Below are 24,525 nucleotides of genomic sequence, written 5' to 3' on the forward strand. Positions count from 1 at the left end.
GGGGCCTAGGTCGGGACGACGGTCGCGGCGCGGATGCTCGACACGGGCAGGGTGCGCTCGACATCGGCCGCCCTGTCCCTTCCCCGCAGCCGCCCGCCGCCGATCCCGGTGGCCTCGAGGAGGAGGTCCCTGGTGGATCCGTCCGGCATGCCGACCGTCACCCGCAGCACGGCCTTCGCGCGCACCGCCGCCTCCAGCTCCCTGTCCAGCCACGCGGCGTCCGCGTCGGGTCCCTGGCGTTCGCGCAGCCGCGCGATCAGCGGTGCGTAGTCGGGGGCGGGGGCGGGGTCGGGTACGGCAGCCGGGTGTCGCGTGCGTACAGCGACGGTCCCGTCGCGATCGACGAGGGTCGCGGGGTACCTGGCGTCGGTCAGCGCCCAGTAGACCGTGTCCTGCCCGACCTTGGTCGTCAGCGAGCCGACGTGCGCGGTGAGCCCGAGCGGCCGGAGCGACTGGTCGACCGCCATGGCTTCGAGGAGGTGCGCGTCCGTGCTCTCCACCCGCGTGCGCCCCGTCTCCTCGTCCACGGAGACCCGCACGAGTCCGTGGCGCTGGCCGGTCTGCGCGACGAGGTAGCCGAGGGGCTGCGGAATGCCCGTGAGTGAGATCTCGCCGAGGAACCCCAGGATCGAGGCCTCGTCCTCCCCTGCGGCGAACGCATGTGCGACCGACTCCGCGGTGAAGCGGTACGACGAGGCCTGGGAGGCGGACTCCCGACGGGCCATGGTCCGCAGCCGCACGTCCAGTGCAGGGTGCAGGGGGCCCGGCGCGATCGCGGTGAGGTCGTTCTGGAGGAAGATCCGGTCCACCTCCGCGGGTAGGAGCGCCGAAAGGGCGGAGGGATCGGCCGCCTCGCCGCGCCGCAGCGCCGCGGACCACGGGGGCTCGGAGCCGTCCTCCGCGATGAGGCCGAGAAGACGAGCGGCCTCGAACTGTCGAGCCGCCTCCTCCGGCCAGGCCGGATCCCAGGGATGGGCGAGGGGCCATTGACTCGGCGGCAGCCACCCTCCCGTCGCCGTGCGGATCCCGCGGGGGAGCGTGTCACGGAAGGCGGTGGCCAGGAGGTTCCAGCGTGCGGGCGCGGGGGAACGGAGCCAGTCCTCAGCGGCCGGGGTGGTGCGCAGCAGGCGCTCGACGGGAGCGGCGAGACCGGCGCGCACGGCGAGCGCCACCAGCGGATCGACGCTCTCGACATCGAGGCCCGTCTCGGTGAGCTGACGCTTCTGGCCCGCGCTCACCGCACCGCCCATGAGGAGGGTGAACGGCTGCTCCCTGGCGAGGAGCAGGATGTCGGCGAGCACGCCGACGGTGGTGAAGGCGCGCTCCGCGGCGTGCGCGGAGACGGACTCCTCCGCTGCCGGTGCGGGGGTCTCGTCGAGGGGAGCAGGCCGAGACCTCCCGGCCACCGCCTCGGCGACGGGCGGGTGCGGTGTGCCGTCGGCGCGGAGCAGGGCGAGCGCGGTCAGACGCTCGCGGTCGGCGCCGGCTCCGTCTCCCGCCACGGCGTCGACGAGCGCGGCGGCCTCCGCGGCGGTCAGAGCGGGCAGCGCACGGCCGATCGACGCAGCGTCCAGCAGGGCCTCGGCCGCGTCGAAGAGGTCCTGCCAGGCGACATCGGGACGCACACCGCGCGCGATCAGCAGCGCCGTCAGCTCGTCATCGCTCGCCGCGGCCAGGTCGTCGGCCAACGGGCGTGCGTGCGTGCTCATCGATGCGGCCTCAGCGACGCGACTCGGCGCGACCCTTCCGCACGAAGCTCATCACCAGCAGCGCGATGATCATGACGAAGGCGAGCGGCAGCCCCCAGTAGGGGATCGCGGCGATCACCGGCCACAGACCCTCACCGAACGCGGCCCTGTCCATGCCGAGCGCGGTGCCGATGATGATGACGAAGAAGCAGATCACCGACGCGGCCGCGATACCGAGCGCGGTGAACGCCAGGATGCGGTCGATCCGACGGATGGGGACCTCCGGTCCGGGACTCTGCGTACTCATCCGCCCCAGCCTACTCGCACGCGCGGGAGCGGTTCCGTTCCGCCCGTGACCGGTAGGCTGGGGGACACGCGCACGAGCGCGCTCCGTCCGCATTCGATCCAGCGAGGTTCTCCCATGCCCACCGGCAAGGTCAGGTTCTACGACGAAGACAAGGGTTTCGGCTTCATCGCCAGCGATGACGGCCAGGACGTCTTCCTGCACGCCTCCGCGATGCCGGCCGGCACCGCGGTGAAGGCGGGTGCGCGCGTGGAGTTCGGCGTGGCCGACGGCAAGCGCGGTCTCCAGGCGCTGTCGGTCCGGGTGCTCGAAGCGCCGCCCAGTCTCGCGAAGGCGAAGCGCAAGCCCGCCGACGACATGGCGATCATCATCGAGGATCTCGTGAAGCTCCTCGACGGCATCGGCGGCGACCTGCGCCGCGGCCGCTACCCCTCCTCGAGCCACGGCCGCAAGATCGCGGCCGTCCTGCGCAAGGTCGCCGATGACCTCGAAGCCTGACGCCGACGCGCGGCTCGTCGAGGCGCACGACCTCGCGCTCGCCGCCCTGCGCGAGATCACCCCTGCCGCCACGGTCGGGCCGGCTGCCGGCTTCACGCCGGAGGAGGACGGATCCGTCTCCCTGCGATTCGAGAACCGGCTCCCCGGCTACCCCGGCTGGTACTGGACGGTGACGGTCGCCCGTGTCGAGGACGAGGAGCCCACCGTCCTCGAGGTCGAGCTGCTCCCCGGCGATGGTGCTCTGCTGGCCCCGGAGTGGGTGCCGTGGGCGGAACGCCTCGCCGAGTACCGCGCACACCAGGCGGAGCTGGCCGAGGCCGCCGCTGCCGGTGGTGAGGACGCCGACGGGGAAGAAGAGGACGCCGACGGCGACCTCGACGACGACGGCATCGACGATGATGAACTCGACGAGGACGGCTCCGACATCCTCCATGCCGGAGACCTCGACGGCGTGGACATCGACGAGCTCGACCCGTCCGATCAGGACGACGGACTCGACGCGTCCGATGAGGACGACGAGGACGACGAGGCAGAGGACTCCGAAGACGACGACGCCGACGCCCGCGATGCGGACGCCGGCGACGAAGAGGAGTGAGGCGGACGCTCAGCCGCCCAGGTTCTCCTGCACGAAGTCGATGGCCCGGATGAGCTGACGCACGTCGTCCGGCTCGATCGAGACGAACGTCGCCACCCGCAGCTGGTTGCGGCCGAGCTTGCGGTACGGCTCGGTGTCGACGATGCCGTTGGCGCGGAGCGCCTTGGCGATCGCCGCGGCGTCGACACTGTCGTCGAAGTCGATCGTCGCGACCACGGGTGAGCGGTGCGCCGGGTCGGTGACGAAGGGGGTCGCGACGGCGGACGCCTCCGCCCAGTCGTACAGCGCCGACGACGACTCCGCCGTGCGCGCAGCGGCCCAGGCGAGACCGCCGTTGCCGAGGATCCACCGCAGCTGGTCGTCCAGGAGGAGCAGCGTCGTGAGCGCAGGGGTGTTGAGCGTCTGGTTGAGCCGCGAGTTGTCCACCGCGTGCTTCAGGCTCAGGAACTCCGGGATGTAGCGTCCCGAGGCGGCGATCCGCTCGATGCGGTCGATCGCGGCCGGAGACACGGCGGCGAACCAGAGCCCGCCGTCCGAGCCGAGGTTCTTCTGCGGGGCGAAGTAGTAGACGTCGGCCTGCGTCATGTCGACGTCGATGCCGCCCGCGGCGCTCGTCGCGTCGATCACCGTCAGGGCACCGTCGGCGCGGACGCGCTCGATCGGCGCGGCCACGCCGGTCGAGGTCTCATTGTGCGGCCACGCGTAGACGTCGACGCCGTCGACAGGTTCGGCCGTGCTCCGCGATCCGGGCTCGGCGGAGCGGACATCCGGCGCCTCGAGCCAGGGGGCTCCTGCCGCCTTGGCGAACTTGCCGCCGAACTCGCCGAACACGAGGTTCTGGCTGCGTCGCTCGATCAGGCCGAAGGCCGCGGCGTCCCAGAACGCCGTCGAGCCGCCGTTGCCCAGGATGATCTCGTATCCCTCGGGGAGACGGAAGAGAGCGGCGAGCTGCTCGCGGACGCTGCCGACGAGGTTCTTCACCGGTGCCTGGCGGTGCGAGGTCCCGAGGACGGAGGCCCCCGTCGTGACGAGCGCCTCGAGCTGCGCGCCGCGCACCTTCGAGGGGCCGCAGCCGAAGCGGCCGTCTGTGGGCAGGAGGTCACGGGGAATCTCGATCGCCATGGCTAGATTCTAGGGGGATCCCGCCGTTCCTCCCGTCCGCGACCCCGTCCGATGTCGCCGGAGGAATGTAGGCTTGCCTAAGAACTTCCGGAGGGCCCACATGACGGATCTGATCGACACCACGGAGATGTATCTCCGCACCATCCTCGAACTCGAGGAGGAGAACATCGTGCCGCTGCGGGCGCGCATCTCGGAGCGCCTCGGGCACTCCGGACCGACGGTCTCGCAGACCGTCGGTCGCATGGAGCGCGACGGCCTCGTCGTGGTGTCCGAGGACCGCACGCTCGAGCTCACCGACGCCGGCCGTCGCAAGGCCGTCGACGTGATGCGCAAGCACCGCCTCGCCGAGCGTCTGCTGTCCGACGTGATCGGGCTGGACTGGGCCTTCGTGCACGAGGAGGCCTGTCGCTGGGAGCACGTCATGAGCGAGCAGGTGGAGCGTCGTCTCGTCGAGCTGCTCGGGCACCCCACCGAGTCGCCGTACGGCAACCCGATCCCCGGTCTCGACCAGCTCGGCGACCTTCCCGCCCGCACCTTCGACGAGGGTGTGATCGGTCTCGTGCAGCGGCTGAACGCCGCAGGCGAGCCGGTCGAGGGGACGGTCCGCCGTCTCGCCGAGCCGGCCCAGGTCGACCCGGAGCTCCTGGAGCAGCTGCGTGACGCGGGCGTCGTGCCCGGGGCCCGCGGCGACTTCCGCTTCAACGAGGGCTATGTGCTCATCCAGATGGACGGCAAGGAGGAGGGTCTCGAGCTGCCCGTGGAGCTGGCCTCGCACATCTTCCTCGTCGGCGAACCGGCCTGAGAAGGCCTCACCGAGGATTGTCAGTTTCCCAGGGTGACATGATCGTTATCTTCCGGTAACCTCGGTCAGGTCCTCAGCGAAGAAGCCCGCTGGGGGCGAACCGCGAAGATCCGCCTTCCGGCTCGTCGTCTTCCCGACAGGGACGCACTCGAACCCGAGTAGTGCATCTCTGCCCTGGGGCAGAATGTCGACGGGCCAGCACCACCCGAGGTGCGAGGGCTCAGGAGGACCACGTTTTGGCCGCAGACATCGAACCGACCGCGAAGACATCTGAAGATCGAGTACCCGCCCGGCGCACCGGTGCACGGGTCAGTGCTCGGAAGATCGCAGCCCCTCTCCGGTCGGTGGCGATCTTCGGTGCTGTCGGCGCTCTCGTCGCCGCTGTCGCGCTGCCCGCCTACGCGGCGTCCAAGCCGACGGACGCCACGGCGCAGACCGTGCAGCAGCTCGCCGCGGTCGACGCGCAGTCGCTCGTCGTCGCGTCGGAGGCCACGGCCGCTCCGCTCGTGCGTGGTGCCTTCAGCGCGACCACGCCGGAGGAGATCGAGAAGAAGAAGGCCGAAGAGGCCGCCGCCGCGGCGGCGCGGGCCGCCGCTGCCGCTGCTTCCGCCTCCGCCTCCGCACCCTCGTCCGGCACCTTCAACACGGCCGGCTACGCACTCGTCGCTCCCGGCTCCGGCCAGGTCCGCTACCCGCTGCCGCTCGGCTCCTGGAACGTCAGCCGCACCGTCGGCGGCGGCCACAACGGCGCCGACATGCTCGCGCCCGCCGGCACGCCGATCTACGCCGCCGCGGCCGGCGTCGTGCGCGCCTCCGCCGAGAGCATCGGCGGCTACGGCGTCGCCGTCATGCTGGACAGCGTCGTGGGCGGTCAGCAGGTCCAGACCACGTACGGACACATGCTCTACGGGTCGCGCCAGGTGCAGGCCGGGCAGACCGTCGCCGCCGGACAGCTGATCGGCTATGTGGGCAGCACGGGACGGTCGACCGCGAACCACCTCCATTTCGAGGTCTGGATCAACGGCGGCCTCGTCGAGCCGATGTCCTGGCTCTCCGTCAACGCCGGCTGACCAGGACACGTTCTCGAGCATTCATCTCCCGTTTCGCCCCGGTCCTCGCGGGATGGGTTAGCCTGAACCCGTCGTCATACAGGCGGGAGAGGCTGATGGAGCGAACACCGAGCATCCGAACCATGGACGCTCTCGGTCGTCACGTCCTTCGGCATTGCCCGCAGGGATGCCGCGGTGCTGCCGCGCGCGAAAGGCGCCGTCTGTAGACGGCGCCTTTTCTCGTCCCTGCGAACACTCCTCCTCCTGCACGACGTCGTGTGAGTCGAGAGTGCCGGGAAGCCGTCCCGGCGGATCGAGAGGATGACGAATGCGCACACTGGTCCTGAACGCCGGATACGAGCCCTTGGCGATCGTGTCCTTCAAGAGAGCCCTCGTCCTGGTCATGAACGACAAGGCGACGGTCATCGAGAGAGTCGAGGACGACCCCGTCTGGGGAACCCACGGCGTCTACGATCGCCCGGCGGTGATCATCCTCTCCCGCTACGTGCGCGTCCCCCTCAGCCGTCGCGTGCCGGTCACCCGCCGCGGGGTCCTGCGGCGCGACGGGCATCGCTGCGGATACTGCGGCAAGGCCGCGGCGACGATCGACCACGTCCTGCCCCGCTCGCGCGGCGGCGCGGACTCCTGGGAGAACCTCGTCGCCTGCTGCCTGCGCTGCAACAACCTCAAGAGCAACCGCACGCCGCAGGAGATGCGGTGGCAGTTGCGGTTCACGCCGCGCCCGCCGCACGGGACGGCGTGGACGGTGCGCGGGGTGGAGCGCAGCGACCCCCGCTGGGAGCCCTACCTCGCCCTCGCCGCGTGAGAGCCAGCGCGAGGGCGCGCAGCCGTGGTCCCGTAGACTGGCTGTGCGCCCTCGTAGCTCAGCAGGATAGAGCAGCCCTCTCCTAAAGGGCAGGTCGCAGGTTCGAATCCTGTCGAGGGCACTCCCGCTTCCGCATGCGTCAGGGCTGCCCGCGCCGCCACAGCTTCGACGGCCACCAGATGGTCTTGCCGAGGTCGTAGGCGAGCGCCGGCACGAGGAGCGAACGCACCACGAACGTGTCCAGCAGCACGCCGAACGCGACGATGAACGCGAGCTGCACGAGGAAGAGGATCGGGATCACCGACAGTGCCGCGAACGTCGCCGCCAGCACCAGCCCGGCGGAGGTGATGACGCCGCCGGTGATGGAGAGCCCGCGGAGGATGCCCTCCCTCGTCCCGTGCTGCTTCGACTCCTCCCGCACCCTCGTCATGAGGAAGATGTTGTAGTCGATGCCCAGGGCGACGAGGAACACGAAGCCGTAGAGCGGGACCGCGGGGTCGGCACCGGGGAAGTCGAAGATGCCGTTGAACACCAGCGCCGAGACGCCCATCGCCGTACCGAAGGACAGCACCGTCGTGAGGATCAGCAGCACCGGCGCCAGGATCGAGCGCAGGAGCAGCATCAGGATGATCATGATGACGACGAGGATCACCGGGATGATGAGGTTGCGGTCGTGGATGGACGCGTCGTTCGTGTCGATCGAGGTGGCCGTCACCCCGCCCACCACGGCTCCGATGTCGTCGAGCTCTCCGCGCAGCTCGCGCACGGTGGAGGCGGCCGCGGCGGAATCGGCCGCATCCGTCAGCGTCCCCTGCAGGAGCACCTGTCCGTCGACTGTCGTGGGCTCCGGAGCGGGGGTCCCGGGAGGGCCGACGGCCGTGATCCCGTCCGTCGTCACCGGGGCGGACCCGCTCGGGGAATTGGCCGCGGTGACGGTCACCCCGTCGATCCCGTCGTTCGCGAGGAGCACATCGGCGGCATCCTGCAGGCGGTCCTCGTCCACGATCACGGAGACGGGGCTCCCTGAGCCGCCGGGGAAGTGCTCGCCGAGCGCGACCTGACCGTCGCGCGCCTCCGACGCTCCGAGCACGAGGTCGGACTGCGGGACGCCCTGTGCGTCGAGCTGTGTGACGCCCGCCGCGCCGGCGAGGAGGACGAGGGTGGTCGCGATCCAGATGACGCGGGGGCGCTTCTTGATGAGGCCCGACAGTCGCGCCCAGAGGCCGGTGGTGCGCATGCCGTGCTCCTCGGCCACGACCTCGGGCTCGAACCGGGGACGCCGGGGCCAGAAGACCGCGCGTCCGAACAGCAGCAGCAGCGCGGGCAGGAGCGTGAGGGCCGAGAGCATCGCGAACACGATGCCGATCGCCGCGACCGGGCCGAGGGTGCTGTTCGACTTCAGGTCGCTGAGCAGGAGGCACAGGAGTCCCGCGATCACGGTGCCTCCGGAGGCGACGATCGGTTCGACCGATCCCTTCCACGCGGCGAGGAGGGCGACGCCCTTGTCCTGCGCGACCCGCAGCTCCTCCCGGAACCGCGCGACGAACAGGAGCGCGTAGTCGGTGGCGGCGCCGATCACGAGGATGAAGAGGATGCCCTGGGTCTGTCCGCTGAGCAGCAGGATCTCCCATTTCGCCAGCCACCACACGACGAGGAGCGCGACGCACAGCGCGAACAGGCTCGTGGAGAGCACGACGAGCGGCAGCAGGAACGAACGGTAGACGAGGACGAGGATCACGAGCACGGCGAGCAGGGCGACACCGAGCAGGAGTCCGTCGATGCCGGCGAACCCGGCGGCGAGGTCGGCTGTGAAGCCTGCCGGCCCCGTGATGTAGACCGTGACGTCGTCCGGTACCGCCGCGCGCAGCTCGTCGCCGAGAGCGGCGGTGGCATCGCTGAGCTCGGCGTCGCCGTCGATGGGGATGAAGGCCTGCACGGCCCGGCCGTCCTCGGAGGGGAGCGCGGGGGAGACGTCGTCAGTGACTCCCTCCACGTCCGGGGCGTCCGCCACGGCGGCGGAGATCGCCTCGAGTGCGGACGGCGTCAGCTCCTCCTCGGAGGTGAAGACCGCGATCGCCGGGATCGCGTCGCTGTCGGAGAACTCACCGAGGAGCTGCTGCACCGTCGTGGCGTCCGCGGACTCCGGCAGGTACGTCGTCTGATCGTTGGACGACACCTCGTCGACCTTGCCGAACAGCGGACCGCCGAAGGAGGCACCCGCCAGCCACACCAGGATGAGGGCGACCGGCAGGAACACCCGCAGCCAGGAGTGGCGTCGGGTGCGCTCGCGGGTCGGCGGCGTCGGTGCGGGGGCGAGGCGGGACATCGGGGTCCTTTCGGGAGAGGGGCGGGGCGCGAAGGGTCAGGAGACCCAGGCGAGGATGAGGATCATCGTGGCGAGGAAGCCGGCGATGTAGTTGAGTGCGATGAACCGGCGCCAGGCGCGGTTCGTGCCGGCCGAGGTCTCGTCGGTGACGTTCCACCACGGCGCGGCGTTGACGATGTAGGGCAGCGCCAGCACGGCGGCGAGCGGTCCCGGCCACGGGGTCAGCAGCATCGCACCGCCGGCGACGGCCCACAGCACGAGGGAGAGCCGGACGGTCGCCCTCGCGCCGATCACGGTCGCGATGGAGGAGATGCCACCCTCGCGATCGGGCCCGATGTCCTGCACGGCACCGAACGCGTGAGCGGCCATGCCCCAGAGGAAGAACGCGACGAGCACGAGGACGCTGGTCGTGGTGACGGGCGCTCCGGCGAGGGAGAGGCCGACGAGGGCGGGGCTGACGAAGTGCGTGCTGGAGATCACGGAGTCCAGGAACGGGCGCTCCTTGAAGCGCAGCACCGGAGCCGAGTAGGCGAGGACGGCGAAGACACTCACGGCGAGCCACAGCCACGACGCCGGGGTGCCGACGGCGAAGAGGTAGACCAGGAACGGCACGTTCGTGGCGGCCGCCGCCCACAGCGTCGCGCGGTGGATGCGCGGGGACAGCAGCGCGCCCTCGATCCCGCCCTTGCGGGGGTTCGCCAGGTCGGAGGCGTAGTCGAAGACGTCGTTGATGCCGTACATCGCGAGGTTGTACGGCACCAGGAAGTACAGGGTGCCGATCACGAAGGTCGCGTCCATCTCCCTGGTGCTCAGCAGGTAGGCGGCGGCGAAGGGGAAGGCCGTGTTGATCCAGCTGATCGGCCGGGACGAGAGGAGGATCTGGGCGATGTCGTGGCCGATGCCGCCGCGGGAGGTCTTCTCCGTCATGCGTGCTCCTCCCGGTCTGCGGCGGTGCGCGTCCGGGATCGGCGCGCGCGCAGGGCGGTCCACAGCGCGGGGAGCAGCAGCACCCCGGCCAGCGGATACGCGAAGTCCTCGAGCGGCGCGAGACCGATGTGCACGCCGGCGAGCTGCGTCGGCGCGTAGTGGAACAGCCCGGTGGCGATCATGACGGTGTCGAACACGGCGGTCAGCACGAGGAGAGCGAGCGCGGTGAGCGTGAGGGCGCCGAGGTGCGGGGTGCGCCGCGCTCCGACGCAGAGGGCGACCGCGGCCAGAGCGGCGACGGCGAGGAACACGGCGGACAGCTGCAGGTAGGTCATCGCGCCGCTCCCTCCCCCGCGCTGACCCGACGGCGATCCAGAAGCCGGACGGCGCCGCCGTAGAGCACCATCGTGCAGACGACGAGGAAGATCAGGAAGATCGGCTCCTCCAGGGGGAGCTCCGGAGCCAGGACGATACCCGTGGCGATCGCCGCCTCGCCGCGGAAGAAGATCCCCGCCGCGATGCCGGCCACGTCCCAGACGAGGAAGAAGGCGAGTCCGACTATCGTGACGATGGCCGCCGCCACGGCATCCCGCCAGAAGAAGAGACGGAACCGCCAGTCGAGCAGCAGCATGCAGCCGAGGGAGACGAGCAGAGCGGTCAGGTAGATCGCGCCCATCATGCCTTCTCGGGTGTGGTGGTTCGGGTGGCCGGCTCCGGCAACGGGCCGGGCGAGTGGTCGCCTCGGATGCGCTTGAGCACGATCTCGGCGCTGATGAGGCACATCGGCACGCCGACGCCGGGCGCGGTGGTCGCTCCGGCGTAGTACAGCCCCCGCACGCGCCGGGAGGCGTTCTGCGCGCGGAACATGGCGCTCTGCGAGAGGATGTGCGCGGGGCCGAGCATCCCGCCCCGCCACGAGTGGTAGTCGTCGCGGAAGTCGGCCGGACCCACCGTCTCCCTGACCACGATCCGCTCGCGCAGGTCGGGGATCCCCGACCACGCTGCGATCATGTCGATCGCGGCGTCCGCGGCCTTCTCGACCTTCGGCGAGCCGGCGCCGTTGCTCCCGCCGTGGCCGAGCTCGACGTCGGCCGGGACCGGGATCAGGACGAAGAGGTTCTCGTGCCCGTCCGGCGCGACCCCCGCGTCCGTCGCGCTGGGCCGACAGACGTAGGTGGACGCCGGCGTGGGGACGCCGGGGGTGCGACCGAAGATCGCGTCGAAGTTCGCATCCCAGTCGTCGGTGAAGAACAGCGAGTGATGGGGGAGCTCGGGCAGGGTCCCGCGGACGCCGAGCATCACGAGCACGCCGCCGGGCCCGCTCGTGCGCCGCGCCCACCAGGACTCGGGGTAGGACTGCAGCGTGGGAGGCAGCAGCGCCGTCTCGGTGTGGTGGAGGTCGGCGCCGGAGACGACGATGTCCGCGTCCTCGACGTGCTGATGGCCGTCGCGATCCGTCCAGCCGACACCGGTCACGTGGGTCGCACTGTCCGCGTCCTGCGTGCGGATCCCGGTGACCTCGGCACCCGTGACGATCCGCGCGCCGGCATCCTGGGCCAGCGTCGCCAACCGCTCGACGACACGCCAGAAGCCGCCCTGCGGATACAGAACGCCCTGGTCGAGGTCGAGCGCGCTCATCAGGTGGTACATCGCCGGCGCCGTCCGCGGGTCGGTGCCCAGGAAGACGGCGGGGTAGCCGAGGATCTGCCGCAGCACCGGGTGCCGGAAGCGCCGGGCGGCGAAAGCCTGGAGGCGGGTGCCGAGCAGCGAGAACAGTCGCGGCAGCGCGCGCACCACCTCGGGAGCGGCGAGCGTCCTGGTGCGGGTGAACGGATTGTAGAGGAAGTACCGCCTCGCCATGGAGCCGGCATCGTGGGCGGAGGCGAGATAGGTCTCGAGTGCCGCGGCGGAGCCCGGTTCCATCGACTCGAACAGCGCGGACACGGCTTCCCGCCCGGCGGGCACCGTCACGGGGTCGTCGCCGGACTCGGGGGAGCGGAAGACGCGATACCCCGGGTCGAGCAGGGTCAGATCGAGCTGCTCCTCGGTGCTCGTGCCCATCATCGCGAAATAGTGGTCGAAGACCTCGGGCATGAGGTACCACGACGGGCCGGAGTCGAATCGGAAACCATCGCGCTCGATGGTGCCCGCCCGTCCGCCGACGCGGTCGTTCTTCTCCAGCACCACGACGTCATGTCCGTCGCGCGCGAGCAGCCCAGCCGTGGCCAGACCGGCCACGCCCGCGCCGATGACGACGACGCGGCTCATCGGTCCCGCTCCAGGGCCGTGACGAGGACGGCGCGCGCAGCGAGCAGCGCCTTGATCGGGTCCGGCACGCGCACTCGGCGGCGGTACAGCTCCGCAGCCGGCGTGCGTGCGACGCGGTGCGTCAGGGCGGCGAAGAGGGCGAGGGCGCTCCGGACAGCGGCACGGGCGTCCTTCGGGAGCAGCGGGATCGCGGCTCTCGCGTCGGCGAGCTGACGGTGGACGGTGTCGACCCAGGTGTCGCGGTCGGCGTCGGTGAGAGGTTCCGTGCCGCCGAGGTAGCCGCGCTGCAGGCGGTCGGTGTCGTCGGCGAGGTCACGGAGGAAGTTCACGTTCTGGAACGCGGCGCCCAGCCGACGCGCTCCGCGGTCGAGGATGTCGAGCTCCGCCGGCGTCCGCGTGGCGTCGCGCAGGAAGACCCGCAGGCACATCAGGCCGACGACCTCCGCCGAGCCGTAGACGTACGCGGCGTGTGCGTCGGCGTCATAGGCAGTGAAGCCGGACGGGCCGGCGATGTCGGCCCTCATCGAGTCGAAGAACGGCTGGGTGAGGTCTTCGCCGATCCCGCACTCGCGCGCCGTTCGCGCGAACGCATGCAGGATGAGATCGCTGCTGTAGCCGGTCCGCATGGAGCGATGGGTCTCCGTGATGTAGGAGTCAAGGGCCGCGGCCTGTGCACCGGCATCGAGTCCGGCCTCGGCGGCGACGCCGTCGACGATCTCGTCCGCGATGCGCACCATGGCGTAGATGTTGCGCACGTGCTGGCGATGGCGTCGCCCGAGAAGACGCGTCGCCAGTCCGAACGACGTCGAGTAGGTGCGGATGACGTCGGATGTCGCGATCTCGGCAGTCCGGCTGAAGCGTCGCAGCGCCGCGTCGTCGCGGGGCTCGGAAGGGGTCGCGGTCATCGGCTGCGGCCCTCGATCCGGTCGGCCAGAGCGAGGATGATGCGTCCGGCGTCGGCCGAGAGCGTGCCCGCCTCCTCGGCTTCCGCCAGGACCGTCGACACGGCCGCGAGCTGCTCCTCCACGAGTCCTCGGACGAATCCCTCCGCGCCGCACTCGCGGAGGCGGTCGCGCATCTCCGCCGCGTCGTCGATGCTGAGGTCGTTCTCGCCGAACCGCAATTCGATGCCGGGCCAGTGGCTGGTCATCCGGGCGTACGCGATGATCGCGGTCTCCTTGCCCTCGCGGAGATCGGAATAGGGGTCCTTGCCGTGAGCGTCCGGGTCCCCGAACACCGACAGCAGATCGTCCTGCAGCTGGTAGGCGAGACCGAGGTGGCCGCCGATCTCGGTCAGCTGCTCCTCGGCGGCGGTCGGAGCGCCGGACAGGATAGCCGCCGCGCGGAGCGGGAGGACGAACGAGTAGGCGGCGGTCTTCGACGCGCTGGTGGCGAGGATGGTGCGGAGGTCGGCCGCGATGATGCCGTCGCTGAGGGCGACGTCGGAGTGCTCCCCGGCGACGGTCTCGAACACGGTCGTCTCGAGGAGAGCGAGGAGCCGCTCTCGTCGCGGCGCGGGGACGTCGGCACGGGCGAAGCCGAGCACGGCGGTGGAGAGCAGGAGGTCTCCGAGGAGGATGGCGCTCGAGCGGCCCCAGTGCAGCGCCGTATCGCCGGCCTCGTCGGGGCGACGGGAGACCAGGGAGCCGATGAGATTGGGACGGCGGCGGCGGGTGAGGTCGCCGTCGATGACGTCGTCGTGCAGGAGGAACGCGAAATGCAGCAGCTCGACATGAGCGGCCACGTCGATCGCCCGCGCCGTGTCCTTCTCCGTGAGGGGGGTCGTGGCGAGTGCGGACAGCAGGTCCATGAGCATGCGCGGGCGCAGGAGCTTCCCGCCGAGGGCGTGCTCGGCGGCCGTGTGCCACAGGGCGGCGAACTCCGCCCCGTAGTGCTCGGCGGCGGCAGTGCGCTCGGCGAACCGTCGTCGCAGCACCGCCTCGATCCTGGTGCCGAGGTCTTCTTCTGTCACCATGACCGCCATGGCTCAGACCTCCCCGTGTCGACGGAGGAGAGGGAGCTGCTCGGCGAGCCAGGGGCTGAAGGCGAACGGGGTGCGGATGACCGCGGCGAGCAGGTCATCGACATCGACCCACTCCCACTCCGCCACCTCGTCCGGGTTCGCCGAGGGCTGCTCGTCGACCACCGCGACGTGCACCGGGCAGATCTCGTTCTCCACGATGCCACTCGCGTCCACGGCGCGGTAGCGGTAGTCGGGGAGAGCGAGGCGGATCTCGGTCACCTGGATCCCCAGTTCGTCGGAGCCGCGCCGTCGCACCGCATCGGCCATGTCCTCGCCGGGCTGCGGGTGCCCGCAGAAGCTGTTGGTCCAGACCCCGGGCCAGGTGCGCTTGCCGAGCGCGCGACGCGTGACGAGGAGGCGTCCCTCTCGATCCTGCACATAGCAGGAGAAGGCGAGGTGGAGAGGAGTGTCGGTCGTGTGGACTTCGCTCTTGGGCAGGATGCCGACGGCAGTCCCGTCTTCGGCGAGGAGTGTGACGTTGTCCATGGCGTCCTCTCGTCGTTTAGCTAACCTGGCGAAATATCAACTTAGCATGAAGCTGTTCGTGTGTAACATGATCGCATGCCCTCCGAGCCCCGCACCACCCCGGTCGCCCACGCGACGGCGGCGGCGGAGCGGGACGAACTCGCTCAGGGGTCCATCTACGACGTCGACGCCAGCGACCCGCGCAGTACGCTCGTCGATCGCTCGGGCGTCGCCCCGGAGGATCTGCGTCAGATCGGACGCCTCATGGAGGCGCTCGGCGGGCTGCGCGAGGCCGAGCAGCGTCTCTCGCAGGCGTCCCGGCGCTACATGCAGTTGAACGAGACCGACATGCGCGCGCTGCACTACCTGATCGTGTGCGACAACCGAACGGTCGTGGCGACGCCCAGCGGGATCGCCCACCATCTCGGGGTCTCCACCGCCGCGACGACGAAGCTGCTCGACCGGCTGGAGAAGGGTGGGCACATCCGGCGCTCGCCGCATCCCACCGACCGACGAGCCCTCGCGATCACCATCACCCCCGAGACCAGGCACGCCGCGATGGAGACGGTCGGGCGGCAGCAGGCCAAGCGCTTCTACGCGGCGGCGCGACTGTCGGCTGCGGAGCGGGAGGTCGTGATCCGCTTCCTCCTGGACATGACGGAGGAGATCACCCTCCGCGATGAGGCGTGGGCGCTCGAGGGTGCGAAAGAAGATCCCGCCCGACCGTGAGGTGGGGCGGGACCGGATCAATGCGCGGCGCGGTAGGCCTCGAGGATGGGAGCCGGTACGCGACCCCGCTCCGAGAGCGTGTAGCCGTTCTCCTTCGCCCAGGCGCGGATCGCGGCGACCTCCGGGTTGCGTGAGGGCCGCTTCCGCGACGAGGACGAGGACGAGGACCGTCCTCCGCCGGACGCCGCTCCCGATCCGGCCCGACGCCCGGCTGTGATGTAGGGCTCGAGTGCCTGTCGCAATTCCTCGGCGTGCGCGGAATTCAGATCGATCTCGTAGGAGGTGCCGTTCAGCGAGAAATGCACGGTCTCGCCTTCCCCGACCTCCAGGACGGTGCCGTCGATGTCGTCGACCAGCTGGTGCACAATTCGTCTCGCCATGGGGCCGACTTTATCGCGGGTGCGGGAATGCGCACAACAAAGGCCGTTTCGTCATGGCGAACAATGACGCAGCCGCCGAGAATGTCGATTCAGGGGAGAAGGCCGGCGCGACGCGCTTTGGTCACGGCGGCATGCCGCGTCGACGCATCCAATTTCGACATCGCGGTGCCGAGATAGGCCTTGACAGTCCCTTCCCGCAGACCGAGGTGCGCGGCGATCTCCGCATTCGTCGATCCCAGGGCGGCGCAGGCCAGGACATCCGTCTCGCGCGGGGAGAGGTGGACGACGGGGACCGGGCCGGTCGTGGTCGTCGGCAGGTCGTCTCCGGCGAGGGTCAGCAGTCGGCGTTCCACCTGCGCCAGCCGCGCGCGGATGCCGGCGTCGTCGACGGTCGCGGCGATGCTGCGGAGCTCGGCGAAGCTCTCCCGCAGCTCCTCGCGCTGTGCCGGCGCGACCGCGGCGGGTGTCGGCGATGCGGCGCGGAGGCGCCGCTGCACCTCGTCGCGGATGCGCAGCTCGTCAGCGACGGACTGGGCGACCTGCATGGCCGGGGCCGTGGTCACGCCGCCGATCCTCTCCTCCGCCCACGCGCCGGCATAGAGCACGCCGCGAGGGCGGCCCTGGACGACGATCGGCAGGGCGAGCAGGGTCCGCAGGCCTTCGCCGAGGACGAAGACGTCGTAGTCATGGGTGATCTGGCGGGAGGAGCCGTAGTCGCTGGTCATCCGCGGACGCAGCTCCATCATGGCCCGCCCACCGAGACCGCGCTCGGGGCGTACGCGGAGACCGTCGAGAGCGCGTGTGCGGGCCCCGACGATGCTCGTGACGCTCACGACGCCCTCTTCGATCAGCCCACCGAACGCCACCGGGAAGCGCGTGCGCCGCGCCAGCTCGCGCACCGCGTTGGCGACGAGCTCCGCCTCGGGTTCGACGGTGATCGGAGAGCTCACGAATACCTACTTTCGGGGGTGACGGCGGTGTTCCCCGTTTCGTAGCGTCGACCCTACCACTCGGGCGGCGACGGCCGCGCGTGCAGCGGACATGTGGCAAGGAGGCCCCATGAGCGAACAGGTTCCGACCCCTCAGAACGGTGCGATCGATTACGTCGCCGTCGAGCAATCCCCTCGATTCCTGCGGTTGAAACGGACGCAGCGGTCATTCATCTTCCCCCTCGCCGTGTTCTTCCTGGTGTGGTATTTCGTCTACGTGCTGCTGGCCGCATTCGCCCGCGATTTCATGGCGCAGCGCGTATGGGGGGATATCACCGTCGGGCTGCTTTTCGGGCTCGGGCAGTTCGTGACGACGTTCGCCATCACGATGGCATATGTCGCGTTCGCCAACAGGAAGCTCGATCCGTTGGCGTCGGAGATCCGTGAAGAACTCGAGAAGGCGCAGGCCGACGCATGAGCATCATCCGCACGGCCACCGAGGATGTCGCGCTCGACATCAACCCGGTGTTCAACATCTCGATCTTCCTGGCCTTCGTCGCGGTGACATTGTTCATCGTCATCCGCGCCAGCAGGAACAACAAGACCGCCGCCGATTATTACGCGGCGGGGAGGTCCTTCACCGGACCTCAGAACGGATTCGCGATCGCGGGCGACTATCTGTCAGCCGCATCCTTCCTGGGCATCTGCGGTGCCATCGCGATCAACGGCTACGACGGATTCCTGTACTCCATCGGCTTCCTCGTCGCCTGGCTGGTCGCCCTGCTGCTGGTGGCCGAACTCATGCGCAACACGGGCAAGTTCACGATGGCGGATGTGCTCTCGTTCCGGTTGCAGCAACGGCCGGTGCGGATGGCGGCGGCGATCACCACGCTCGCGGTGTGCTTCTTCTACCTCCTCGCGCAGATGGCCGGGGCAGGCGGTCTCGTGTCGCTGCTCCTGGGGATCGACGGGAGGGTCGGGCAGTCGGTCGTCATCGCCGTCGTCGGCATCCTCATGATCGTCTACGTGCTGATCGGCGGTATGAAGGGCACCACCTGGGTGCAGATCGTCAAGGCGGTGCTACTCATCGGCGGCGCCCTCGCGATGACCATCGGGGTCCTCGCGATCAACGGCTTCAGCCTGAACACCCTGCTGGAGGCCGCCGTGGCGAACTCCGACAAGGGGGAGGCGGTGCTGGCGCCCGGCCTGCAGTACGGCGCGAACCCGTGGGACTTCCTCTCGCTGGGGATGGCCCTGGTGCTCGGCACCGCGGGCCTGCCGCACGTGCTGATGCGCTTCTACACCGTGCCGACGGCCAAGGAGGCGCGGCGTTCGGTGGTGTGGGCGATCTGGCTGATCGGCGGCTTCTACCTGCTGACGCTCGTGCTCGGCTACGGCGCCGGCGCGCTCGTCGGCGCCGACGTGATCGCGGCGGCACCCGGGGGCGTGAACTCCGCGGCTCCGCTGCTGGCGCTCAAGCTCGGCGGTCCGGTGCTCCTCGGGTTCATCTCCGCGGTGGCGTTCGCCACGATCCTCGCCGTCGTCGCGGGACTCACGATCACCGCGGCGGCGTCGTTCGCCCACGACATCTACGCGAACGTCATCCAGAAGGGACGCAAGGACGCGGAGGGGAAGCCCGTCGAGCCCGATCCCAACGGCGAGGTGCGGGTCGCCCGTCGGACGGTGATCGTCATCGGCATCCTCGCGATCGTCGGCGGCATCGGGGCGCAGGGGCAGAACATCGCCTTCCTCGTGGCCCTCGCGTTCGCCGTGGCGGCGTCCGCCAACCTGCCGACGATCCTCTACTCGCTGTTCTGGCGCCGGTTCACGACGCGCGGTGCGGTGTGGAGCATGTACGGCGGGCTCGGCTCGGCGATCATCCTCATCATCCTGTCGCCCGTGTTCTCCGGCACGCCCACCTCGATGATCCCCGGCATCGACATCGCGATCTGGCCGCTGAACAACCCGGGCATCGTCTCGATCCCGCTCGGGTTCGCGCTCGGCTGGCTCGGGACGATCACCAGCACCCGGCGGGAGTCGCCCCAGCTCGCGGCCGAGATGGAGGTGCGCTCTCTCACCGGCTTCGGGGCGGAGAAGGCCGTCGATCACTGACGCGTCACCCCTCGGGTGCGGGCCCGGCGGCCTACTCGCCGGGCCCGCACCCGAGGAGCGGGGGACTCACCGGGACTCGAGGTCCAGCAGGAACCTCTTCCGTTCCGGGTGACCGCCGTAGTGCCCTGCGGAGCCGTCGGACCGCACCACCCGGTGCACGGGCACGATGAGGGAGAACGGTGTGAGCCGACAGGCGGTGCCGACGGCCCTGGCCGCTCCGGGGTGGCCGGCGAGGACCGCGACCTCCCCGTAGCTCAGTGTCTGTCCCCACGGGATCTCGCAGACGGTGCGCAGCGCCGCCCGGTGGAAGCCGTCCACGAGGCGCCAGTCGAGAGCGACATGCTCGTCGAAGCGCACGGGCTCTCCGTCGAAGTACGCCTCCAGGAGCGGGACGAGCTCGTCGGCAGCTCCGGGCACGGGCTCCGGGACGGCGCCGAGCTGCCGAGACACGCCCTCCAGCAGCCACGGCACCTGCGGATCCGCGGACTCGGACAGGTCGAAGCGCACGATGCCGTCGTCGGAGAAGACCGCGAGGGCGTCGCCGAAGGGCGTCGGAGCGAAGTCGTAGCGGAAGGTCATGTCCCCATCCTGACCGTCCGGGTCGACAGCGGAGAACCGGTCGCCGGGTCCGTCGCGCGTTCCGTGGACAACGAGAGCGCACGACCATGCGGGCAGGAGTAGTCCGAGCGAGTGCCGCACCGGCGGTTTTTCACCGGAAACCCGCCGGGGATACCGATCTCCGGCGGTGTCGCGCCTAGGGTGTCAGTGTGTGGCGACGGGAAAGCAGGTCTGCGAACAACACGGCGGTGGACAACGCTGTGTCCCTCGGCGACCTGCGCGACTCGTCCACCGGCGTCGGCATCGCGCACGCCGCGGAGGCGGAGCGCACGCGGCTGCGGGCGGAGGCGGCTGATCTGGGTGGACCCTCGCCGTTGAGCAGCTTCCGCGACGGCCCGGAGTCGGGCATCGACATCTCCAAGGCGCACCCCGGCAGCCTCCCGCAGTTCATCACCGGCAAGTCGACGCTCCTGTCCAACCTCTTCCGCGATGAGGTGGGTCTGCGCACCGCGCGGCTCGCCGCCGAGCGCATCACGGCCAAGAACACCGAACTGCGCACCGTCCGCGGCATCGAAGCGGTCCACCTCGCCGTCGGCGTCGCACGGTGGCGCATCGGCGGGGCGACCTTCGCCGCCCCCGTCCTGCTGCGGCCGCTCGCGATCCGCCGCCATCACACCGATTTCGAGCTCAAGCTGCAGGGGGCGTTCGAGGTGAACCCGGAGCTCGTGCGGGTCGCCCGCGAGCACTTCGGGCTGACCCTCGATGCGTCGGCGCTCGCCGCACTCGCGTACGACGGCGGCATCTTCAAGCCCCAGCCCGTGATCGACAGCCTGCGCGCGCTGACCCGATCCATCGAGACGTTCTCCGTCGAACCGCGACTCGTCGTCTCCGCCTTCGCCGACGTCGCCGGCGCCATGGCCCAGGACGGCGGCAGCCTCGACCATCCCGTCCTCAACGCGCTCGGCGGCCACGTCGGCGATCGTGAGCAGGTCACGGCACCCCGCGCCGTCCCGCACCACGTCGGGCCCGACGACCGTGCGCCCGCGTCGGACAACCTGCTGCTCGATGCGGATGCGGAGCAGGAGGCCGTGCTGGCCCGCATCGCCGCCGGGCACTCCCTCACCGTGGCGACCCTTCCGGGCACCGGAGGGACGCAGACCGTCATCAACGCGCTCGGGGAGCTCGTCCGCGCCGGGAAGAAGGTCCTCGTCGTCTCGGCCCGGCGGTCCACGCTCGACGGTGTTCGTCATCGCCTCGCCGGTATCGGGCTGGACAGCCTCGCGGTGTCGCCGGGGAGCCTGCGCCGCGATCTCGTCCGCGCGATCGGACGCAACGAGAAGGCGACGGCTCCGAAGGTCAGCGAGGTCGACGACGCGCTGGTGCGGCTGCGCACGGTGCTGCGCGACTACCGCGACGCGCTGACCGTCCCCGTCCCCGGTCTCGACGCCTCCGTGCTGGATGCGACCCGACACCTCACCCGGCTCGCCTCGCTTCCCGTCCCCCCGTCGACGACAGCGCGGTTGAGCGTGGATGCGCTGCGCAGGCTGGCGAGGGACCGCACGGACGCGGCCGCGGCGCTGGCGCAGGCCGCGCGCCTCGGAGAGTTCCGCGTCGGGCCGAACGACTCGCCCTGGTACGGCGTCACCTTCGGCAGCACCGAGGCGGCCCGCGCCGCGCACGAGCTCGCCGGACGCCTGCACGCCGACAGCGTGCCCGCCCTGCTCGAGCGCGGGTACGAGCTCATCGCGCAGACGCACATGCGGCCCTTCTCGACGATCGACGAACTCGGCGAGTACCTCGGGCTGCTGGAGGGCATCCGCGACACGCTCGACCGCTTCAGCCCCACCGTGTTCGAGCGGCCGCTCGGGGAGCTCATCCAGGCCCACGGTTCGCGACGCGACGCGCCAGGGATGTCGGGGGCCAATCGTCGTCGGCTTCGTCGCCTGGCCAAGGAATACGTCCGCCCGGGCGTGCACGTGACGGAGATGCACGAGGCGCTGCTGCGCATCCAGACCCAGCGCACCCAGTGGCAGCGGTACGTGGAGGCGGGCGTCGCTCCGGAGATCCCGCTCGGTCTGGCCGATGTGTCCGCCGCATGGCAGCGGGTCGAAGCGGAGTTGGCGGAGCTCGATGCCGCCCTCGGCCGCCGCGAGCCCCTCTCGTCCCTGCCGGTCGCACGGCTCGTGCGCATGCTCGCCGGCCTCGCCGCGAAGTCGGACGTCTTCGAGAACCTCGTCGAGCGTGCCCAGCTGCGCGACGAGCTCGCTCTCCTCGGCCTGGAGCCGCTGCTGACCGAGCTCTCGGTGCGGCACGTCTCCGAGGCGCGGGTGGGGGAGGAGCTCGAGTACGCCTGGTGGCAGTCCCTCCTGGAGCGCGCACTGCAGGACAACCGGGCCCTGCTCGGCGCGAACACCGCCGTGGTCGACCGCCTCGAGCGCGATTTCCGGCTGGTGGACGAGGCCCATGCGGCCATGGCAGGGCCGCTGCTCGCGTGGCAGCTCGCGAACCAGTGGCGCATCGCCATCGTCGACGAGCCCGAGCAGTCGCAGAACCTCCGCCGCGCCCTGACCCAGTCCGCGACGACCGCCGCGGAGGTCGTCAGCGCCGCGCCGACCCTCGTCGACGTGCTGGCTCCGGTCTGGATCTCGTCGCCCTACCTGGTGCCGGAGATCCCGGATGCGGTGGAGTTCGACACCGTGCTCCTCGTCGACGCCGCGGCCATCAACCTCGCCGAGGCGGCTCCGGCCATCCGCCGCGCCCGTCAGGTCGTGGCGTTCGGCGATCCGGTCACGCAGCGTCCCTCTCCCTTCCGCATCGCGGTCGACCCCGCCGAGGAGTGGGAGGAGGAGGTTCCGTTCGATGACGTCTCGGTCTTCGAGCGCCTGTCCGAGCTGTTCCCGGTGATGACCCTGACCCGTAGCTACCGGGCCGGCGGCGAGGATCTCGCGGAGCTCATCAACGACGCGTTCTACGGCGGAGAGATCGTCTCCCTCCCGTGGGCCGGTTCGTACCTGGGGCGTGGCAGCCTCACCGTCGACTACGTCGAAGGCGGTACCGGCGCGCCCGACCCCGTCTCGGGCGCCGTCGAGAGCCCGGACGCCGAGGTCGCCCGCGTCGTCACCCTCGTCGTCGAGCATGCGGTGCATCGCCCGACCGAATCGCTCATGGTCGTCACCGCCAGCACCCGCCATGCCGAGCGCGTGCGCGCCGCCGTGACCGCCGCCTTCGCGGGACGCTCCGACGTCGCCGACTTCGTCGCCCGCGACACCGCGGAGCCGTTCGCGGTGCTGACGCTCGAGGAGTCCGTCGCGGAGAGCCGCGACCGCGTCATCTTCTCCCTCGGCTTCGGGCTCACGAAGCACGGCCGCGTCCTGAGCGACTTCGGCGATCTGTCGACGCCGGACGGCGAGCGACTGCTGACCGTCGGGATGACCCGGGCGCGGCGCTCGATGGTCATCGTCTCGTCCATCCGCCCCTCGGCCTTCGACGACGGGCGCCTTGAGCACGGCGCGGCCACGCTCATGTCGATCCTCGGCGGTCTCGCGGCCCGTGCCCGCGACGCGCGACTGGAGGACCTGGCCGACCCGCTCACCCTCGCACTGGCCAGGGAGCTCCGGCGTCTCGGGGCATCGGTCGACGTCGACTATCGGGGACTCCTGCCGCTCGTGGCGCAGCACAACGGCAAGGCGGTCGTGATCGAGTCTGATCCGGAGTCCCGGGGAGAATCCCTGCGCGAGACGCTGCGGCTGCGCCCTCATGTGCTCCGTCGCCTCGGCTGGCACTACGTCCGGGTGCACGCGTTCGACCTCTACAGCGACCCGCGCACCGTGGCGTCCCGGATCGCGACCGTCCTCGGCATCTCCGAGACGGCCCCGCGCGCGGAGAACGACACGCAGCCTCTCGATCTCGGCGATCACCGGAATGACTGACGACCGGGACGAGCCGCGTCAACGGGTCGTTCGGGTGCCGGGCTCCCGGCGGGCGCGGCTGACGCCGGTCGATGGCAGCGATCCGGCACCGGAGGTCCCGGAGGGCGGCGCGCCGCAGCGGTCGGCGCCCGGCGACCGGAAGGGTCCCAACGACGACCAGCTCCTCCGCGATGTGCCCCCGCATTACTGACGCGTCCGGGCCGGAACGAGAGAGACCCACGGCCCTCCGAGGAGAGCCGTGGGTCGTGAGGGCGGTGCGATCAGACGCCGCGCGGGCCCTGCTGGGTCTTGAGCAGATCGCGGATCTCGACGAGCAGCTCCGCCTCGGTCGCGGCGGCCGGCTCCTCCTCCGGCTCCTCGGCCGGCGTGCCCTTGCGCGCCTCGACGTGCGCCTTGAACGTGTTCATCGGGAGGACGAACACGAAGTAGACCACTGCGGCGACGGCGAGGAAGCTGATGAGCGCCGAGATGAGGTCGCCGATCGGGAAGACGACCTCTTCACCGTAGATGTTGGTGACAGGGATGCCGAACTTGCCGGCGGCATCGGCCTTGAGGAAGAGCGCGATGAGCGGGTTGATGACGCTGTTCACCACGGCCGTCACGACGGCCGTGAAGGCGGTGCCGATGACGACCGCGACGGCCAGGTCGACGACGTTCCCGCGGAGCAGGAAGTCCTTGAATCCTTTGAGCATGGAAACCCCCAAGTCGACTGGGCCTCAGTTCGAGGCGGGAGTCGACGCAGCAGCCGGTTTGGCGCTCGTCGTCGAATCCGACTTCGATGATGCCGAAGCATCCTTCGAACCCCCGGATTTGGCGCGCGAGTCCGTGCGATAGAAGCCGGAGCCGTTGAAGGTCACACCGATCGAGCCGTACTGCTTGCGCAGGGCGCCGCCGCATTCGGGGCAGACCGTGAGCGCGTCGTCGGAGAAGCTCTGGACGGCGTCGAACTGGTGCCCGCACGCGGTGCAGGCATAGGCGTAGGTGGGCATGGCGGT

Annotated in this window: 26 protein-coding genes and 1 tRNA gene; 11 read left to right on the plus strand and 16 right to left on the minus strand. The window is 70.5% G+C overall.

The features are described 5' to 3' along the window. Positions 1-5 precede the first annotated feature (5 nt). Together AB0P08_RS12005 and AB0P08_RS12010 are read right to left on the minus strand one after the other, a co-directional pair. On the minus strand, positions 6-1,709 hold the full coding sequence (locus tag AB0P08_RS12005; RefSeq protein WP_363590005.1) for a helicase-associated domain-containing protein: 1,704 nt from the start codon (positions 1,707-1,709) through the stop codon (positions 6-8). A 10-nt stretch (positions 1,710-1,719) separates the two neighbouring features. Beyond that, positions 1,720-1,995, minus strand: coding sequence for a multidrug ABC transporter ATPase (locus AB0P08_RS12010; protein ID WP_187662063.1), 276 nt, complete (start codon positions 1,993-1,995; stop codon positions 1,720-1,722). 114 nt (positions 1,996-2,109) lie between these two features. On the opposite strand from AB0P08_RS12010, the gene AB0P08_RS12015 reads away from it, so the two are divergent. Both AB0P08_RS12015 and AB0P08_RS12020 read left to right on the plus strand, forming a co-directional pair. Further along, entirely contained in the window at positions 2,110-2,490 is a 381-nt protein-coding gene (locus tag AB0P08_RS12015) for a cold-shock protein (RefSeq protein WP_025105533.1), read from the plus strand. Continuing rightward, complete coding sequence (locus tag AB0P08_RS12020) at positions 2,474-3,085, plus strand: DUF3027 domain-containing protein (RefSeq protein WP_363590006.1); 612 nt, start codon at positions 2,474-2,476, stop codon at positions 3,083-3,085. Before AB0P08_RS12015 ends, AB0P08_RS12020 begins: the two co-directional genes overlap by 17 nt. Positions 3,086-3,094: 9 nt before the next feature. On the opposite strand, the gene serC is transcribed toward AB0P08_RS12020, so the two are convergent. Next, entirely contained in the window at positions 3,095-4,207 is a 1,113-nt protein-coding gene (gene serC / locus AB0P08_RS12025) for a phosphoserine transaminase (RefSeq protein ID WP_363590007.1), read from the minus strand. A 100-nt stretch (positions 4,208-4,307) separates the two neighbouring features. Here serC and AB0P08_RS12030 point away from each other — a divergent pair, with 100 nt between their 5' ends. The 4 genes from AB0P08_RS12030 (at position 4,308) to AB0P08_RS12045 (ending at position 7,005) form a co-directional block, all read left to right on the plus strand. Continuing rightward, positions 4,308-5,009, plus strand: coding sequence for an iron-dependent transcriptional repressor DtxR (locus AB0P08_RS12030; protein ID WP_025105536.1), 702 nt, complete (start codon positions 4,308-4,310; stop codon positions 5,007-5,009). A 344-nt stretch (positions 5,010-5,353) separates the two neighbouring features. Further along, on the plus strand, positions 5,354-6,079 hold the full coding sequence (locus AB0P08_RS12035; RefSeq protein WP_232089064.1) for a M23 family metallopeptidase: 726 nt from the start codon (positions 5,354-5,356) through the stop codon (positions 6,077-6,079). A gap of 307 nt (positions 6,080-6,386) precedes the next feature. After that, complete coding sequence (locus tag AB0P08_RS12040) at positions 6,387-6,884, plus strand: HNH endonuclease (RefSeq protein WP_060921795.1); 498 nt, start codon at positions 6,387-6,389, stop codon at positions 6,882-6,884. 47 nt (positions 6,885-6,931) lie between these two features. Continuing rightward, positions 6,932-7,005, plus strand: a tRNA-Arg gene (locus AB0P08_RS12045). Between the two features lie 18 nt (positions 7,006-7,023). Here AB0P08_RS12045 and AB0P08_RS12050 read toward each other — a convergent pair. Genes AB0P08_RS12050 through idi form a run of 8 tightly spaced genes read right to left on the minus strand, consistent with a single transcriptional unit; the run spans position 7,024 to position 14,914 of the window. Then, complete coding sequence (locus tag AB0P08_RS12050) at positions 7,024-9,210, minus strand: MMPL family transporter (protein ID WP_363590008.1); 2,187 nt, start codon at positions 9,208-9,210, stop codon at positions 7,024-7,026. Positions 9,211-9,246: 36 nt separating this feature from the next. Then, a complete protein-coding gene (locus AB0P08_RS12055; protein ID WP_363590009.1) occupies positions 9,247-10,137 on the minus strand; it encodes a prenyltransferase in 891 nt (296 codons plus the stop codon). Next, on the minus strand, positions 10,134-10,472 hold the full coding sequence (locus AB0P08_RS12060; RefSeq protein WP_187662057.1) for a lycopene cyclase domain-containing protein: 339 nt from the start codon (positions 10,470-10,472) through the stop codon (positions 10,134-10,136). Before AB0P08_RS12060 ends, AB0P08_RS12055 begins: the two co-directional genes overlap by 4 nt. Beyond that, on the minus strand, positions 10,469-10,813 hold the full coding sequence (locus AB0P08_RS12065) for a lycopene cyclase domain-containing protein (RefSeq protein WP_232089249.1): 345 nt from the start codon (positions 10,811-10,813) through the stop codon (positions 10,469-10,471). The genes AB0P08_RS12060 and AB0P08_RS12065 overlap by 4 nt, the downstream gene beginning before the upstream one ends. Continuing rightward, the gene (gene crtI / locus AB0P08_RS12070) at positions 10,813-12,405 is read right to left on the minus strand and encodes a phytoene desaturase family protein (protein WP_363590010.1); all 1,593 of its coding nucleotides are present in this window, start codon (positions 12,403-12,405) and stop codon (positions 10,813-10,815) included. Before crtI ends, AB0P08_RS12065 begins: the two co-directional genes overlap by 1 nt. Beyond that, the gene (locus tag AB0P08_RS12075) at positions 12,402-13,310 is read right to left on the minus strand and encodes a phytoene/squalene synthase family protein (RefSeq protein ID WP_187662055.1); all 909 of its coding nucleotides are present in this window, start codon (positions 13,308-13,310) and stop codon (positions 12,402-12,404) included. The genes crtI and AB0P08_RS12075 overlap by 4 nt, the downstream gene beginning before the upstream one ends. After that, complete coding sequence (locus AB0P08_RS12080) at positions 13,307-14,380, minus strand: polyprenyl synthetase family protein (protein ID WP_268776766.1); 1,074 nt, start codon at positions 14,378-14,380, stop codon at positions 13,307-13,309. Before AB0P08_RS12080 ends, AB0P08_RS12075 begins: the two co-directional genes overlap by 4 nt. Before the next feature lie 12 nt (positions 14,381-14,392). Then, positions 14,393-14,914, minus strand: a complete 522-nt coding sequence (idi, locus tag AB0P08_RS12085) for an isopentenyl-diphosphate Delta-isomerase (RefSeq protein WP_187662053.1) — start codon at positions 14,912-14,914, stop codon at positions 14,393-14,395. Between the two features lie 75 nt (positions 14,915-14,989). On the opposite strand from idi, the gene AB0P08_RS12090 reads away from it, so the two are divergent. Next, positions 14,990-15,622, plus strand: a complete 633-nt coding sequence (locus AB0P08_RS12090; protein WP_187662052.1) for a MarR family winged helix-turn-helix transcriptional regulator — start codon at positions 14,990-14,992, stop codon at positions 15,620-15,622. Positions 15,623-15,639: 17 nt separating this feature from the next. On the opposite strand, the gene AB0P08_RS12095 is transcribed toward AB0P08_RS12090, so the two are convergent. Continuing rightward, a complete protein-coding gene (locus AB0P08_RS12095; protein WP_268776767.1) occupies positions 15,640-16,002 on the minus strand; it encodes a histone-like nucleoid-structuring protein Lsr2 in 363 nt (120 codons plus the stop codon). An 89-nt stretch (positions 16,003-16,091) separates the two neighbouring features. Continuing rightward, positions 16,092-16,952: a LuxR C-terminal-related transcriptional regulator gene (locus tag AB0P08_RS12100; protein WP_315637896.1), complete on the minus strand. Its 861-nt coding sequence runs from the start codon at positions 16,950-16,952 to the stop codon at positions 16,092-16,094. A gap of 109 nt (positions 16,953-17,061) precedes the next feature. On the opposite strand from AB0P08_RS12100, the gene AB0P08_RS12105 reads away from it, so the two are divergent. After that, a complete protein-coding gene (locus AB0P08_RS12105; protein ID WP_363590011.1) occupies positions 17,062-17,409 on the plus strand; it encodes a DUF485 domain-containing protein in 348 nt (115 codons plus the stop codon). After that, positions 17,406-19,043, plus strand: coding sequence for a monocarboxylic acid transporter (locus tag AB0P08_RS12110; protein ID WP_363590012.1), 1,638 nt, complete (start codon positions 17,406-17,408; stop codon positions 19,041-19,043). The genes AB0P08_RS12105 and AB0P08_RS12110 overlap by 4 nt, the downstream gene beginning before the upstream one ends. A 66-nt stretch (positions 19,044-19,109) precedes the next feature. Here the strand turns inward: AB0P08_RS12110 and AB0P08_RS12115 are convergent, their stop codons facing one another. Beyond that, positions 19,110-19,622, minus strand: coding sequence for a methylated-DNA--[protein]-cysteine S-methyltransferase (locus tag AB0P08_RS12115; protein ID WP_187662048.1), 513 nt, complete (start codon positions 19,620-19,622; stop codon positions 19,110-19,112). Positions 19,623-19,849: 227 nt separating this feature from the next. On the opposite strand from AB0P08_RS12115, the gene AB0P08_RS12120 reads away from it, so the two are divergent. Both AB0P08_RS12120 and AB0P08_RS12125 read left to right on the plus strand, forming a co-directional pair. Beyond that, entirely contained in the window at positions 19,850-23,530 is a 3,681-nt protein-coding gene (locus tag AB0P08_RS12120; RefSeq protein WP_363590013.1) for an AAA family ATPase, read from the plus strand. Then, on the plus strand, positions 23,523-23,720 hold the full coding sequence (locus AB0P08_RS12125) for a hypothetical protein (protein ID WP_363590014.1): 198 nt from the start codon (positions 23,523-23,525) through the stop codon (positions 23,718-23,720). The genes AB0P08_RS12120 and AB0P08_RS12125 overlap by 8 nt, the downstream gene beginning before the upstream one ends. A gap of 70 nt (positions 23,721-23,790) precedes the next feature. Here AB0P08_RS12125 and mscL read toward each other — a convergent pair whose 3' ends face one another. After that, a complete protein-coding gene (gene mscL / locus AB0P08_RS12130; protein WP_363590015.1) occupies positions 23,791-24,222 on the minus strand; it encodes a large conductance mechanosensitive channel protein MscL in 432 nt (143 codons plus the stop codon). Between the two features lie 24 nt (positions 24,223-24,246). Next, positions 24,247-24,519: an FmdB family zinc ribbon protein gene (locus tag AB0P08_RS12135; protein ID WP_025105556.1), complete on the minus strand. Its 273-nt coding sequence runs from the start codon at positions 24,517-24,519 to the stop codon at positions 24,247-24,249. Positions 24,520-24,525 lie beyond the last annotated feature (6 nt).

Source organism: Microbacterium meiriae, from assembly GCF_040686935.1.
GTDB lineage: Bacteria > Actinomycetota > Actinomycetes > Actinomycetales > Microbacteriaceae > Microbacterium > Microbacterium meiriae.

What these genes read in the sequence shown, in the direction of transcription:
- AB0P08_RS12055 (WP_363590009.1), bottom strand. Translation starts at nt 10,137, where the DNA reads ATGACGGAGAAGACCTCCCGCGGCGGCATCGGCCACGACATCGCCCAG.
- AB0P08_RS12020 (WP_363590006.1), top strand. Translation starts at nt 2,474, where the DNA reads ATGACCTCGAAGCCTGACGCCGACGCGCGGCTCGTCGAGGCGCACGAC.
- AB0P08_RS12095 (WP_268776767.1), bottom strand. Translation starts at nt 16,002, where the DNA reads ATGGCGAGACGAATTGTGCACCAGCTGGTCGACGACATCGACGGCACC.
- AB0P08_RS12050 (WP_363590008.1), bottom strand. Translation starts at nt 9,210, where the DNA reads ATGTCCCGCCTCGCCCCCGCACCGACGCCGCCGACCCGCGAGCGCACC.
- AB0P08_RS12065 (WP_232089249.1), bottom strand. Translation starts at nt 10,813, where the DNA reads ATGGGCGCGATCTACCTGACCGCTCTGCTCGTCTCCCTCGGCTGCATG.
- AB0P08_RS12040 (WP_060921795.1), top strand. Translation starts at nt 6,387, where the DNA reads ATGCGCACACTGGTCCTGAACGCCGGATACGAGCCCTTGGCGATCGTG.
- AB0P08_RS12090 (WP_187662052.1), top strand. Translation starts at nt 14,990, where the DNA reads ATGCCCTCCGAGCCCCGCACCACCCCGGTCGCCCACGCGACGGCGGCG.
- serC (WP_363590007.1), bottom strand. Translation starts at nt 4,207, where the DNA reads ATGGCGATCGAGATTCCCCGTGACCTCCTGCCCACAGACGGCCGCTTC.
- AB0P08_RS12115 (WP_187662048.1), bottom strand. Translation starts at nt 19,622, where the DNA reads ATGACCTTCCGCTACGACTTCGCTCCGACGCCCTTCGGCGACGCCCTC.
- AB0P08_RS12080 (WP_268776766.1), bottom strand. Translation starts at nt 14,380, where the DNA reads ATGGTGACAGAAGAAGACCTCGGCACCAGGATCGAGGCGGTGCTGCGA.
- idi (WP_187662053.1), bottom strand. Translation starts at nt 14,914, where the DNA reads ATGGACAACGTCACACTCCTCGCCGAAGACGGGACTGCCGTCGGCATC.
- AB0P08_RS12060 (WP_187662057.1), bottom strand. Translation starts at nt 10,472, where the DNA reads ATGACCTACCTGCAGCTGTCCGCCGTGTTCCTCGCCGTCGCCGCTCTG.
- AB0P08_RS12110 (WP_363590012.1), top strand. Translation starts at nt 17,406, where the DNA reads ATGAGCATCATCCGCACGGCCACCGAGGATGTCGCGCTCGACATCAAC.
- AB0P08_RS12015 (WP_025105533.1), top strand. Translation starts at nt 2,110, where the DNA reads ATGCCCACCGGCAAGGTCAGGTTCTACGACGAAGACAAGGGTTTCGGC.
- AB0P08_RS12030 (WP_025105536.1), top strand. Translation starts at nt 4,308, where the DNA reads ATGACGGATCTGATCGACACCACGGAGATGTATCTCCGCACCATCCTC.
- AB0P08_RS12010 (WP_187662063.1), bottom strand. Translation starts at nt 1,995, where the DNA reads ATGAGTACGCAGAGTCCCGGACCGGAGGTCCCCATCCGTCGGATCGAC.
- mscL (WP_363590015.1), bottom strand. Translation starts at nt 24,222, where the DNA reads ATGCTCAAAGGATTCAAGGACTTCCTGCTCCGCGGGAACGTCGTCGAC.
- AB0P08_RS12075 (WP_187662055.1), bottom strand. Translation starts at nt 13,310, where the DNA reads ATGACCGCGACCCCTTCCGAGCCCCGCGACGACGCGGCGCTGCGACGC.
- AB0P08_RS12135 (WP_025105556.1), bottom strand. Translation starts at nt 24,519, where the DNA reads ATGCCCACCTACGCCTATGCCTGCACCGCGTGCGGGCACCAGTTCGAC.
- AB0P08_RS12125 (WP_363590014.1), top strand. Translation starts at nt 23,523, where the DNA reads ATGACTGACGACCGGGACGAGCCGCGTCAACGGGTCGTTCGGGTGCCG.
- crtI (WP_363590010.1), bottom strand. Translation starts at nt 12,405, where the DNA reads ATGAGCCGCGTCGTCGTCATCGGCGCGGGCGTGGCCGGTCTGGCCACG.
- AB0P08_RS12005 (WP_363590005.1), bottom strand. Translation starts at nt 1,709, where the DNA reads ATGAGCACGCACGCACGCCCGTTGGCCGACGACCTGGCCGCGGCGAGC.
- AB0P08_RS12105 (WP_363590011.1), top strand. Translation starts at nt 17,062, where the DNA reads ATGAGCGAACAGGTTCCGACCCCTCAGAACGGTGCGATCGATTACGTC.